Genomic DNA, 13,818 nt, shown 5'->3' with positions numbered 1-13,818 from the left:
TCCCATAAAATGTATTTACCTTCAATGGCTTAGTAATTCTGGCTTTTACAGCAAGCTTTGATTGCCTTTTTATTATTTTTTTTATACTTTAAAAACAAGAAATATATATCGGAGGTTTGCTCATGAAATATAAGCATATGCTTGTACTTGTTATATTCAGCACTATTGTTTTCCTCATACATTGTGGGGAGTCAGGTTCTGATAGTAATTCAGATACTTTGATAAATTACTGGCAGCAGATTGATTGGGAAACAGCTGACGATGGCGTGTATTCACAATTTGTATATAATAACTTATCACCATCCTGCTCAAATCATCCTGCAGCAGCAAACTCTAAATTTTTATTTTTTGTACGTTACGGTACTGTTAATAAACTTGTTATATATTTCCAAGGTGGTGGTGCTTGCTGGCACTACAACAACTGCGTAGCAAAACCCACTTATTCAGAAGAACTTATGTACTATGACGATGCTAATATCCTTGATTTAATTAGCAATGGACAGGCAAAGTCAATGGGCTACAGTGGCATATTCGATTTTACCAATGCAGAAAATCCTTTTAAAGACTGGAATTTTGTGTATATACCTTATTGTACTGGTGATCTACACTGGGGAAAACAGGATACAGAGTATACTAAAGATGGCTCACCAAGTGCAACAATACGCCACCGTGGCCATGTTAACTTTCAACTAGTATTAGAATGGTTAAGAAATCATTTTAAAAATCCTGACCCTGATGTCATTTTTGTAACCGGGATAAGTGCAGGTTCGTATGGGGCAATTTTTAATTTACCCTATATTGCAGAAGAATTTCAGGATTCCCAAGTGCACCTGTTGGGTGATGCAGGCAATGGTGTAATCACTGATGAATTCAAACAGAATATTGATACTCTATGGGGAGCATCATTACCTGATATTGGATCTTTTAATCAATTCAGTGGGTACAATATCGACAATTTAACAATTGCAGATCTTTATTCAACAATTGCAAATTTTTACAGTAACTATCGCTTTGCTCAATATACAGCCGCATGGGATGAAAATCAGGTTTTCTTCTATAATGTTATGTTAAATATAGAAAATCCTGGTGATGATTATAAAAACTGGTATAATCCTGTCGATAGTGTATGGTGTCAGTGGCATACAAACATGCTCGATATATTAGAAACTACATACTCAAATATTACTCACAATCCAAAAAATTACAGCTACTATATTGCACCCGGTGATGTCCATACTATACTCATGACTAATGAAGTGTATACTCTCACAGTAAATGGTGTTAGGTTTGTAGACTGGCTTGGCAGTATTGTTGAAGGAGGTGATACTTTTGTTACGATTGAATGTTCAGATTGCCAGCAACCAGGATCTATTTCTTGTAACTAATAAAAAAACAATTATACTAACATTGATATGGATTAATACATTATTGATTCTTCTTATCACTTTTTAAGTCATTATAGTAGCATGAGCTTACACCAGAAACTATCTCATTTGTAGATATCCATATAAAGCGGTTCATGTACATCTGTAGGGCAAAAAGGGCTTCCTTTTGGTTTTTAAAAATTCTTTCCTCACCTGTGGTTGTATAATTATCACTTACCATATACTAACAACTCTTATCTAATTTTTGATCTTTACAATGGTATATAACAATAATTGTAATTATGCAACAACATTATAAAAACAAAAGGGCTGATTGATGCAGCCCTTTTATAATACATTCACTATAGTATTTAGTTTATTAACATCCCTGCATTTTCTTCTTTTTGCCACCTTGAGGTTTTTGTGGTACTACAGGAGCAGGTGCTGCGCTTGCAGCTGGTTTTTGCTGCTGAATACTGCTTCCGCCAAAATAGTCTGCAACAGCTTTCTGTTTAGCATACAGCAACACTTCATCATCAGTTGCATTTGACCCAGCTGTAGGATTAAGTACAACAGCATTCCAGCCATTATATCCGCCTTCAAGGATATAACAGTCAAAGCCTAACCCCTTTAATACTACCCATGCCTGAGATGCATGTGAGCTTCCATTGGAATAGAGCACAATCTTTTTATCATGATTGAGCTCATCCATTATTACATTTCTATTTAATAGATTTTGAAGCGGGATGTTTATCGCTCCTTCAATATGCCCTTTTTCATATTCTTCTTTAGTTCGTATATCTATCAGTTGAAAGTCATTATTGCCTGCTATTATCCACTGTGATAATTCACCTGGCGTAACATGGTCTTCCTTATTCCCTATCATCTGGGCCATAGCCTGTAAATCAATATGTACCTTGGTAGGGTCCTGGCCAGGTAAAAAAAGCATAATTATCGCCAAAATAATAGCCGTATAGACAGCTATTTGCTTGTTTTCCAGTTTCATAAAGTACACTCCTTACTGTATAATCTGGTTACCAAATTTTTCTTCAAGCTTTTCGGCCCCCCAAAAGGCGCCAATAGCCATGATTAAAATTATTGCGGCAATAACACCAGGCCGTACACCTAAAAATTCATACAGAGTTATTCTTCCCATATTCCCACTATATTTGCCATGGTACAATTCTTCTAAAATGGGGAATAGTTCACCAAAAATAAACACACCTATAAAAAGACCAATAATAAAGAAAAGCGCATCTATCTTAAGAGTGGAAAGACCAACAAAACTAGTTCCCGGGCAATAGCCACCAATAGCAAAACCCACACCCATTATGGCACAGCCTAATATCTGGGCCCAGATATATGTTTGAGGAACGAACATACTATTGGTATCAAGCCAACCAAATGCAGTAAAAAACACTATTCCTGCCATTGCTGTAACCATAGCAGAAAACATGACTTTTAATACTGTCAAATCCCTAAAATAAAACTGCATTGCCAGCTTCCTTGAATTACCAAATCCACCCTGTTCCAATGCAAAACCAAACCCAATACCGATGATAAAAGATACTAGTAAATCTATACCATTGCTCCAGTTAAAATATACTGATAATGGTGCAAACATATAACCACCTCTTATATCCAAAGTTTTCTAACAAAATATGCAGTAATATATGCAACTGCAAACATCACCATCATGCCTACCCATGCGCCAAGCGCCATACCAGCCCCACCAGTTAAAATAAAGCCACTGGTACATCCTCGTGCAAATTTTGCACCAAAACCAAAAAGAGCGCCACCAATTACTGCATATACCCATCTCTGTTTAGGCGTAATTTGCGGGCCATGGTTAATTTCTTTTCTAAATCTTCCTGCAAGAATTCCAGAAAGCATACCACCAACTATTACACCCAATAACTGAAATACCAGCCAATTATTGAGCGGATTTGTATTGCCACCACCATACTCAGCATGATATGGATTAGCATCAACATGTTCCTGGGAAATAACTTTTTCAACAGCAACTATAGTCCGAGTAATTGCACCTGAAGCTCCTAGGCCATGGCCTGTAAAGAAAAAGGCTGCTAATAACACTAAACCCAACCCTACTCCAGCGATGTACGGTGATGCATAAGGTTTCTTTTCCATACAATAATTCCCCCTTAAAATCATAAATAATTTAATATGGTAGCCAGTTTGTAATCTGGCCAGCTGCAACAAAAATAAATCGTAAAGCCAACCCACCAGCAAGCACCAATGATGCAGCAATGGATGAAGGTATAGGCTTACCTTTCAGTTCAAGAAGCTCAAGTGTTAAAGGAATCAGCATTCCTATAACAAACACAAAAGACCAAAATATAGGCGTCAATTCGCCACCCAAAATTAACTTTATTGCATCAATATGCTGTAAAGACGAAGACAGCATACCAAAAATATACAGTACAAGTAATATTGCCTCTACTGCAATAAACCCAATATCAAGTTTTGTGATGAATTTCCTTTCCTCATGATCTTTTGCTAGTAAAATAACCAGTGCAGCTCCAGTAGATAATCCCGAAACTAAAAATAAAAATCCAAGAAGTTCTGAATTCCAGAATGGCCGTGCTGAAAACGCACTTAATAAAATTCCTGTATATATACCAAGTAAAATACCTACTGGTATTGTTGCTATAGCCAGAGGCTTTTTGTACTTTTCAGCAAGGACAATTAATTTATCAATAATTGGCGATAGTTTATTGTATTTGGAATTCTTCAGCCATTTATTAAATCTATCGTAATACTCAGCATAACCTTTCTTGACAGTTGCCAATATTAACCCAATACTTAAAGGATATACAAGCATCAATATCCATGCACCCCATGACATAACCGATGTGATTCGGAATGCAGTATAAAATCGCCATACATACAACTTATGGTCAAGATCTAAGAAAAGAAATAACATACCAACACTTAAAATAATTGGTGCCAGCAAAATTAATTTATTAGTTGAAAATGGATATTTCTTTGGTTTATCTTTCAAAATCATAAAAGCAGCAATAAGGAGAATTCCTGCTGTGAGGCCACCAAGGAAAAGATACATTGGCACTTCCCATTTCCAAATACTCATTGAATGGCCTGCCTCAATCGCTTTTTTTGTTGTTAGTACTATTTCATTCATAAGCAACCTCATGCTATTCTTTTAATTTCATTATTTGTTATAATAAATAGAATATATTTGGATCAGTCCCGGCCTCGGGAATAATGGTTTTATACTTTCTGGTTTTTAATAATTTTGAAACCTTGTTCATTGTGTCATTCAAATTGCCAAACGTAATGGCATGTGTTGGACACGCTGAAGCACAAGCGGGTTCTAAACCCTCTTCTAATCTATGTTCACAGAAAGTACATTTACTTACATACCCATCTGGCATTACAAAGCGAGCATTGTATGGGCATGAAGCCATACATGCTTTGCAACCAGTGCATTTATTAGCTGTTACTACAACAATATTTGTTCCTTCTTTACGATGACTTGCACCTGTTGGACATGAAGTAATACATGGAGCATTGGAACAGTGATTACAACGTTCTGAACGAATTTCCATAGAAAGATTAGGATAAGTTCCAGTTACCTGTTCCACAATCCAATCCCTATGCAAGCCTTCAGGAACCTGATTTTCCATTTTACATGCTGCTACACATGCTCCACAACCAACACATAAACGCGTATCTATAACCATTACATACTTTTTAGTCTTATTTGCCATGTTGACCTCTTTACATCATTTGATATGTGCTTTCGTAATTACACTAAACTTTAAAGGTAACAAAATTACCATGCATTGCCTGACCACCCATAATAGGATCAACACTTACTTTTGTTATGAGTTGCTGGTCATCAGCACCTTTTTTATACGCACGCTTCAACTGCTTCTGCTTACTCCCAAATCCATGAACCATGTACACACAATCAGGTCGTATCCTTTCTGTTACCTTAACCCTAATCTTATTACTTACAACACCATCCTGATTTTCCAATCTTACATACTGATCATTCTTCAAATTCCAATCCAAAGCAACAGTAGGATGTACCCATACTGTATTTTCATCCTGCAATTGCGTTAGAACAGGATTATTTATAGTCCGTGCAAATGAGTGGAAAGGAGAACGTCCATACAGTAACCTGTAATATCCTTTAGGTGGCTCTTCATGTTTTGTATAAACGGGAATTGGGTCAAATCCATAACTTGCCAATGTTGATGAATACAATTCAATTTTACCACTGGGGGTATCTAATCGTGGTAATTGTGCACCTGTTATATACAGTGGTGTTTGTCGATCGAAATTTTTAACGCCAACCTGTTTCATTTCATCAAGTGAGGTTCCAACAGCTTTTAATTTATAATCAAGATACTCTTCAATTGTTTTCCACGGGAAATAATCCCCCAGACCCATCTTTTCGGCAAGGTTTTTGGCAATCCACCATGCTGGCTTTGAATTATACCTTGGATTAAATGCAGGCATACGCAAAGCTATTTGAGGTGTTCTGCCCTGTGAGGTTCTTATGTCATCATATCGCTCTAAATACGTAGTATCAGGAAGTACAACATCTGCCCAACCAGTTATTTCTGTTGGTAAAATATCCACAACTACAACCAATTCAAGATCCTGCAATGCTTTAATGGTTTTTTCCTGTTGTGGTAGGGCTTTCAATAGATTTGAACCATATATGAACCAACCTTCATAAAATGAGCTCCCATTCATCACATTATGAATGGTTGCATCACAAATACCTGATGAAACAATCAAATTAGCCAGTTCATATTTATTATTCACAGCATCTTTAAATGATTTCTTAGGATGAGGGAACGGAGGAGTTGGATATTCAGGCAAATCTACTTTTTCTGGATAGAAAAATCCGCCTTTCCTGCCCCAACTACCAAGTAGAGCATTCAATATTGCTCCTGCTCTTACTCTTTGCGTATCATCACCATACCATACATTATGCCTTCCCGGATGAACAATCGTTGCAGGGGAGTATTTTGCCATTTCTTTTGCTGTTTCACGTATCAATTCAGGCTGAATTGATGTAATAGGGTACGCCCATTCAGGTGTGGTATTTTTTACCGATTGCTTTAATTGCTCAAATCCAGAAGTATTATTGTATACATATTGCTTATCAAATAATTCATCATAGATCAATACATGTATCCACGCCAATAATAGTGCAATATCAGTACCTGGTTTAATTGGTAACCAGTATTTTGCCTTACTAGCTGCAACTGAAAACCGTGGATCAACTACAATGATACTTGCTCCATTGGCCACTGCCTGAGAAAATTCAATGACCTGCTGGCTATGAGTATTTTCACCAATGTGTGAACCAATAAGAACCAAGCATTTCGTGTTTTTCATATCTGTGCGCTCAGGGGTATCAATTGGTTCACCATACGTAAGCACATATCCTTCTTCGCGAGGACCACGACAGTTGGCATAGGATGGAGCAGCAAAACTATTTGTACCATAAGCTTTTAAAAGCATTTTAAACCAATGACCACCAGAACCATGACTGAACAATGCAACGCTCTCAGGACCGTACTTTTGCTTTAAGTATTCCATTTTATCAGCAATATAGGTAAAAGCTTCATCCCATGTTGCTTCTTTGAAAACCTGTTTTCCTCTTTCTTTCTTCCTAATTAGAGGTGTTCTTAGCCTGTTGGGATCTAAATAAGCACCAAGACCTGATAACCCTTTTGTGCACATTCTGCCATAACAATGCTCATCAAGCTCATTGCCTACTATTTTCCATGGCATGTCACCTTTTTTATAAACCCATCCTGCGCACTGGTAGGTACACATTTCACAATATGTAGGTGTTTTTACTACTGGTCCATTGGCATTTTTATCCGTAATTACATCTTGTACTAATTTATAAAGGCCTCCGCCAACCGCCAGAGTGCCAACCCCAGCCCCTGCTATCTTAATAAATTCTCTTCTACTAATTTTTCCTAACATTACACATTCTCCTGCAGAAGATAGTATTACATCTACATTTATAATTTTACTATTTTAGAATTATATTTATTTCTATTATAGCCTGTCAATTTATTTTTTTTAAATTTTTTATATATTTTTTAACATTTTTTTATTATTGCATATACTATTTTTTTGTTTATATATTTTGTTAAAGAAGTTATACTTTATCGGTCCTCCACCAGTCATGCTCACAATACATATTGAATATAAAAAAATTTCTATGGGGGATTATTAATAAAAAAAATATATAAATAGTTTGACTTAACAATTCAAATAGTTTATTATTTTAACAAATATTCTATTTTATTGTAATTATTTTTTGAAAGTGGTATATAATAGTTTTAGTGTTGTATTAATTTATTATATTCTTTAATAGATATATAATTTTATACATGAGGGTGCCACCATGGTTATTGTAAAAAGTAAACCTGTTATTAAAATGCTAGAATCCATTCAGAACCAGATCAAAGAGATTCAAGATGGTCGAAAAGATAAGATTGCAATGGTTGTTTTCAGTGGTGATTTAGACAAACTTTTAGCCGCATTTATTATTGCAACAGGGTCTGTTGCAATGGGCATGGAAGCTGTTATGTTTTTCACGTTCTGGGCAACACCTGCATTACGAGATAAGAAGAAAAAAGGTAAAGGGAAAAACTTCTTTGGCAAAATGTTCAGCTTTATGCTCCCAAAAGGTGCTTCACGGGTAAAACTTTCAAAAATGAATATGGGTGGTTTGGGAACAGCAATGATGAAACATATAATGAAAAAAAAGAATATTCAGAACCTTGATGGGATGATAGCACTTGCTGCAGAACTGGGTGTAAAAATTTATGTATGCGAAATGTCAATGGATTTGATGGGCCTTAAAATGGAGGAGATGATTGACTATCCTGATATTAAATCAGTTGGTGTTGCAACATTTTTACAGGAAGCTTCAGACAGTAAGATTCAGTTATTCATATAATTTATTTGTGGTTTTCTTCTTGTATTTCACACGTGTGCAATATATAATTTAAAATAATATATGATAATGGAATATTAATATTTTTTTAAATTAAGGAGTGTAGCAATGAGCGACATTAAACCAGATGTAACAATGGATTTAAAAGGGTTGGCATGCCCTTTACCAGTTGTTAAAGTTTCACAGCAAATTAAAAAAATGCAGGTAGGCCAAATTCTTATGGCAGAAACTACTGACCCTGGAGCACTGGCTGACTTTCCTGCATGGGCCAAAACAAGTGGAAATGAAATTCTTGATACAGTTAAGGATGGCAACGTAACAAAGTTCTATATTAAAAAGCTTAAATAAATAACATCTAAAAGAGGTAAACAATGCTGGGCTATATATCATATTTTATTTTAGTGCCGATGGTATATATTGCCTTTGCAACCTTGATTTTAGGGCTTTTATATAAACTGTATGTTATATTCAAAGCTCCTGCGCCCCCTGGTACAGGAGCTATTTTTCCTAAAAAAGGTTCAAAGGTATTTGGATTATTATACGAAGCACTCATAGTTCCTAACGCTTATAATAAGCAAAAATCATTTTGGTTTGTTATAATACTATTTCATTTTTTCTTTTTGTTATTATTTTTAGGGCATCTGGAACTTATAGGTGACTTTGCCTTTATTCAAATAATTCCACATAAAATATTTTTAGGGGGCGGTGTTGTCGGCATAGTTCTTATGATTACAACATTATATTTTCTTTTCAGGAGGTTTGGAACTCCTTATCGTGAAATCTCTATTCCTGAAGATTTCGTGATACTGCTCGTACTTTTCTTCTGTATATTGTTTGGATCAATACTTCATCTGGCTGAACGATATAGCGATTGGGGTGCAGTACTTAAGGTTGATGTGAACGATTACCGGCAATGGCTGCAAAGCATGATAATGCTGAAACCGGAGCTATCGTACAAGATTACAGAGCTATCGCACTTTACTATTTTGGTTCTTCATGTACTTTTTGCAAATATTTTCCTCATGATGTTTCCATTCAGCAAAATGGTACATTCGGTATTTACATTTCTAGCACATTATCGTAAAAGGAAGTAGCCATGGATAAGGAAAAAGTACAAGAACTTACACAGGTTATTGAAAAGAAGTTGAACAGGCCCATGTTGTATTATTTAGATCTCTGCACTCGCTGCGGCCTATGTTATGATACATGCCACGTATATCAGGGCATTCCTAAAAAAGAATATTCCCCTGTAGGGAGGGCTGAAGTAGTACGAAAGGTATTCAGAAAATACTTCAGACCTACTGGAAAATTTTTGCCCTGGTGGGGTGATGCAAAAGAATTTGATGAAAACCTTATGGAAGAGCTTAAAGAAGCTGCATTTTCATGTACTGGTTGCAGGCGCTGTACAGTATTCTGCCCATTTGGTATTGACATGCCATATATCTTAGGAATTGCAAAAGAATTGTTGGTAGCCTATGGCAATGCACCTGAAGAGTTGGTTATGCTTGCAGATGGTGCTGTAGAAAAAGGTAAAAGCGTTGATATGTTCAAGGAGGGTTACAAGAGTGTTATCAAAGACCTTGAAAAAGAAGTGCAAAAACTGATTAAAGCACCAATTAGCGAAGGCCTTATTCCAATGGAAAAGAAAGGTGCAAATATTCTTTATGTAGGGCTTTCAGGTGCCCACTCAATTGTGTATCCTGCTGCAATATTTAATGCTGCCAAAGAGGACTGGACATTAAGCTACTTTGAAGCAGTTAACTTTGGTTTTTTTGTAGGTGACAGTGAAAAAGCAAATTTTATTGCCAATAGAGTTATCAATGAAGCAAAGGAATTAGGAGTTAAGGAGATAGTTATTGTTGAATGTGGCACCGCATACAGAATACCTAAGTTTTTAATGGGACCATTGCCATTTAAAGTTTCAAGCATTGTGGAAGTAATTTACCGTTATATAAAAGAGGGCAAAATAAAAGTAAAAGAAGATGTAATCAGCAAACCAGTGACATGGCATGATCCATGTCAGTTAGGACGCAATGGTGGAATATACGATCAACCTCGTGAAATAGTGAAGATGCTAGCAAAAGATTACCGCGAGATGAACCCAACACGCGAATATAATTGGTGCTGTGGAGGAGGTGGTGGACTGGTTGCCCTTGATAATGAGGAATTCAGAATCAAAAGTGGCAAACCAAAGAAAGAGCAAATTGAAAAATCAGGAGCAGAAATGGTTATTACTGCCTGTGAAAATTGTCATCTTCAACTATCTACAATATGTACAGGTTATGGAATGAATGTAACAATTGAATCGTTTACAAAATTAGTAGGGGAAAATTTGATTGTGTAATGGTTATACATCAGTGAAAAGTATTTTCCCCCCTACTGTAGTAATATTGAGTTATTGTCCTTTCTTTTGAATTATTTCTATAAACTCTTTGCTCTTCTTATAGGGCTGCATCATTGATAAATCAGCAAAGGTATCCAGTGCAGCCTGATAATCTTTCAATGCAAAGCATATCTGTCCATAAAGATAATTAAATTCTTTATGATCGGGTTTATCTTTCAGAGCCAAAAGTATTGCCTTTTTTGCTTCCTCATAATGCTTATTTTTCATTAACAGTTTTGCTTTCAAATAATTATAGGAAGCAGATAGCGGTACTGTTGTTATTGAATTCAAAATGGACAGGGCTTCATTATAATTTTTCTTTTTATACAGTGTTATAGCCTTTTTAAGATATTTTTCAACAGTAATCGGTTCACCTATTTCAATAATACAAAACGTTACATCATCGCGAATTGTACCTTCCTCGGATTGAATGAAATTTTCAAGATCTTTAATAACTATATCAATTTGATCCTGAGGTGCAAAATCATGCGATGCGACAAGAATGTTTGTAAAACGCTCATTTCCATACAGGTGGCCACTTTTAGCTTTTGCCTCCGTAATCCCGTCAGTATACAGAACAATGCGGTCTTTAGTATTAAGTTCAAATAAGCATTCTGGATAATGAATATGCTCATCAGCCCCAATAAACACGGAATCAGTTGATAAAGGATATACTGTGTCATTTGAAGTTATTACATAAATATCAGTATGGCCACAATTGGTATACAATAACTCCATATTGACAAAATCAATGATACCCAGAAAAAGTGTAAAATAAAATCCACTTTCCTGCAATATTGGGGTGAGCTTTTTATTCAATTGTGAGCAAATAACAGAAGTTGATCTGTATAATCTTGAAAGATTTTCAATCTCAGTTTTAATCATTGAAGTAAGTAGTGCAGATGGAATTCCATGACCAGAAACATCAACAACTCCAATCATGTAATGAGATTCATCTATTTGTTCCAGCAAGAAAAAATCACCACTTACTTCCATATATGGCCTGAAATATACCGCTGCATATAATTGATTATTAGCAGGAAGTACAGATGGCAAAAGTGTTTTTTGCACTGTCTTTGCCAATTTTAGTTCAAATTCCATCTGCTCATTTTTTTTCTGGAGTTGCTCGGTTCTTTGCATTACCAATGCTTCTAAGTTATTTTTTAAGTTGTTCAAGCTATGATACATAAGAGAGTTAGCAATTGCTATGGAAGAAGCTGATTTAATATTTTGTAAAAATTCAATTTCATTATTGGATAATGCCTTTAAATTTGAGCGTTCAGACAAAGCAATAATACCTATAAATTCATTATGTTCCAGTGGTATAATATATTCTGCAGATAATTGTTCAAAAAGCGGCAACAACATTTTTGCAACTTGTTCATGTTGTTGTTTATTCTCAATTAATTTTTTTTCAATCACACCAGGATTTTTAGTAAAATAATCCTGGATTTGTTTATCCAGTATAATGGTATCGCCATTGAGGTTGTACAATTCATTTTCCTTATCTTCAGCTTTAATAAAAATTTCAACGTTTCTAATTAGCAATGTACGTTTTAATATATACGATAGTTCATTCAATAAAAGATGCAGATCTTTTAATAATGCAATATCGTTAATAAATTGCGACTCAACCTTTTTTAGATTATATTTTCTTCGATTAAAAATCTGGTCTATAAGGGGTTGAACTTTAATAAAATAAAAATAGTTAACTGCAAACCATATTATTAATAAAAAAAACAGCACCGATTTATCAAATGTTTTGAAGAAAGGGTATATTATATTATAAATTATTATATTTGGTATAAGAATAACAGATGAAATACAAAACCAAATAAAAGTAATATGTAATACACTCCGAATATCCATCAATCTATATCTGAGGACACCATATCCTAAAAATATAAGAGGAATAAACATCAAATTGCTAAGTGGATAAAAATTATACCCAAGCATGGCTGGTACATTGAAAACAGTAAAAATGCCTATTAAATTTAATGCTAAAATAATATATTTAATCTTTAAACGAACTAACTCATTTCTTTCCTGCCGTAATTTAATAACGCTTATAACTATACCGTATATAAGTACTGAAAATGCATATACCCCAAAGATCTGAAAAACGATACCTCCTTTTGCAATATGCCCCCATGGGTAGGTTAAAAGATCAGTAATATAATAAGGAGTATGAACTAAAAATGCAAATACAGTACTTATTGCAAACGTTATAATTTCAAGATACGGTCGTTTAATATTTAAGGAAGTATGATAAAATAATACCCCAATAAAAGGGATAAAAACGTACAATGTATGGATAGTCCGTTCCATTTTTAAAATAAAATTGACATCTTTAATAACAAAATGACCCAAAAAATTTGGTGTGAGTAGTGCATACCATAAACAAAATAATGCAAATAGTATATTCTCTTTTTTACGCTTACCCTTAAATACTGCTATGCTTGCAACTATCACGCTAGTAATCAGAGTAATTAACGGAGGAAGCATAAATATGTTGAGAGCAAATATAATATCATGCATATACAAACCTCAGCAATCGCAATGTATAGTAAAGACAGTTTATGTTCCGAATACCAATATAGTCAATTGTATTTTTATCAGGTGAGGGCTTTTCGTATTAAATCCGGGTGTAATCCCCAATAAAAATGGCAACAAAATACTCCTTCTTCTTTAAAAAATCCAAAAGTATAATTTCTATATCGATAGTTATCGGTATCATCTTCTTTCAAAAGCAAAGCTATCACATCAAAAAAAACGTTATCAATACAATATTCTATAATTTTTGCCAAAGACATCTTCCAGATCTTCTTAACATCCATAAAAAACTCATACTCATCTTCAAATAAATATAGATGAAACCTCACCCATTCATTATTCCTCTTTCTGTAAGACAGCCTTTTAAATCTCTGGATCTGACATTTTTCAGAATTCACAGCATAATTAATAAGCGACGATATTAATGTCCTAATAGGTATATTGCATTTTTGAGAATAGAATTGCAACAACTCAAGATGTTGTAAAGAAATACAGGTGGTAGTTTCTAAATACATCGTATCCTCCAAAGTATTCAATTG

General features: G+C 34.8%; 13 protein-coding genes and 1 pseudogene. 5 read left to right on the top strand and 9 right to left on the bottom strand.

Features of this window, described 5'->3' with window-relative positions; all coding sequences use genetic code 11:
- Positions 1-122 precede the first annotated feature (122 nt).
- The gene (locus N3F66_01395; GenBank protein ID MCX8122802.1) at positions 123-1,385 is read left to right on the top strand and encodes a pectinacetylesterase family protein; all 1,263 of its coding nucleotides are present in this window, start codon (positions 123-125) and stop codon (positions 1,383-1,385) included.
- A 40-nt stretch (positions 1,386-1,425) separates the two neighbouring features.
- On the opposite strand, the gene N3F66_01390 is transcribed toward N3F66_01395, so the two are convergent.
- From N3F66_01390 to N3F66_01360, 7 genes and pseudogenes are all read right to left on the bottom strand, one after another.
- A complete protein-coding gene (locus N3F66_01390) occupies positions 1,426-1,605 on the bottom strand; it encodes a hypothetical protein (protein ID MCX8122801.1) in 180 nt (59 codons plus the stop codon).
- A gap of 138 nt (positions 1,606-1,743) precedes the next feature.
- A pseudogene (locus tag N3F66_01385) lies at positions 1,744-2,214 on the bottom strand (rhodanese-like domain-containing protein).
- Between the two features lie 168 nt (positions 2,215-2,382).
- Entirely contained in the window at positions 2,383-2,988 is a 606-nt protein-coding gene (locus N3F66_01380; GenBank protein ID MCX8122800.1) for a YeeE/YedE family protein, read from the bottom strand.
- Between the two features lie 11 nt (positions 2,989-2,999).
- A complete protein-coding gene (locus tag N3F66_01375; GenBank protein ID MCX8122799.1) occupies positions 3,000-3,512 on the bottom strand; it encodes a YeeE/YedE family protein in 513 nt (170 codons plus the stop codon).
- 31 nt (positions 3,513-3,543) lie between these two features.
- On the bottom strand, positions 3,544-4,524 hold the full coding sequence (gene nrfD, locus N3F66_01370) for a polysulfide reductase NrfD (GenBank protein MCX8122798.1): 981 nt from the start codon (positions 4,522-4,524) through the stop codon (positions 3,544-3,546).
- 37 nt (positions 4,525-4,561) lie between these two features.
- Positions 4,562-5,113, bottom strand: a complete 552-nt coding sequence (locus N3F66_01365) for a 4Fe-4S dicluster domain-containing protein (protein MCX8122797.1) — start codon at positions 5,111-5,113, stop codon at positions 4,562-4,564.
- Between the two features lie 43 nt (positions 5,114-5,156).
- Entirely contained in the window at positions 5,157-7,361 is a 2,205-nt protein-coding gene (locus N3F66_01360; GenBank protein MCX8122796.1) for a molybdopterin-dependent oxidoreductase, read from the bottom strand.
- Positions 7,362-7,788: 427 nt separating this feature from the next.
- Here N3F66_01360 and N3F66_01355 point away from each other — a divergent pair, with 427 nt between their 5' ends.
- The 4 genes from N3F66_01355 to N3F66_01340 all read left to right on the top strand — a co-directional run bounded on the left by N3F66_01355 (position 7,789) and on the right by N3F66_01340 (position 10,687).
- Entirely contained in the window at positions 7,789-8,346 is a 558-nt protein-coding gene (locus tag N3F66_01355) for a DsrE/DsrF/DrsH-like family protein (protein ID MCX8122795.1), read from the top strand.
- 105 nt (positions 8,347-8,451) lie between these two features.
- Complete coding sequence (locus N3F66_01350; GenBank protein ID MCX8122794.1) at positions 8,452-8,691, top strand: sulfurtransferase TusA family protein; 240 nt, start codon at positions 8,452-8,454, stop codon at positions 8,689-8,691.
- Between the two features lie 23 nt (positions 8,692-8,714).
- Positions 8,715-9,437: a respiratory nitrate reductase subunit gamma gene (locus N3F66_01345; protein MCX8122793.1), complete on the top strand. Its 723-nt coding sequence runs from the start codon at positions 8,715-8,717 to the stop codon at positions 9,435-9,437.
- Positions 9,438-9,439: 2 nt separating this feature from the next.
- The gene (locus tag N3F66_01340; protein MCX8122792.1) at positions 9,440-10,687 is read left to right on the top strand and encodes a (Fe-S)-binding protein; all 1,248 of its coding nucleotides are present in this window, start codon (positions 9,440-9,442) and stop codon (positions 10,685-10,687) included.
- A 51-nt stretch (positions 10,688-10,738) separates the two neighbouring features.
- Here N3F66_01340 and N3F66_01335 read toward each other — a convergent pair whose 3' ends face one another.
- Both N3F66_01335 and N3F66_01330 read right to left on the bottom strand, forming a co-directional pair.
- Complete coding sequence (locus N3F66_01335; GenBank protein MCX8122791.1) at positions 10,739-13,264, bottom strand: SpoIIE family protein phosphatase; 2,526 nt, start codon at positions 13,262-13,264, stop codon at positions 10,739-10,741.
- 77 nt (positions 13,265-13,341) lie between these two features.
- Positions 13,342-13,794 (bottom strand): hypothetical protein, encoded by a 453-nt coding sequence (locus N3F66_01330; GenBank protein ID MCX8122790.1) that lies wholly within the window; start codon positions 13,792-13,794, stop codon positions 13,342-13,344.
- Positions 13,795-13,818: the final 24 nt, after the last annotated feature.

The sequence above is a fragment of the Spirochaetota bacterium genome, assembly GCA_026414805.1.
Lineage (GTDB): Bacteria > Spirochaetota > UBA4802 > UBA4802 > UB4802 > UBA4802.
The sequence above is the reverse complement of the archived record's forward strand: the minus strand, read 5'-3'. Positions and strand labels throughout refer to the sequence as shown.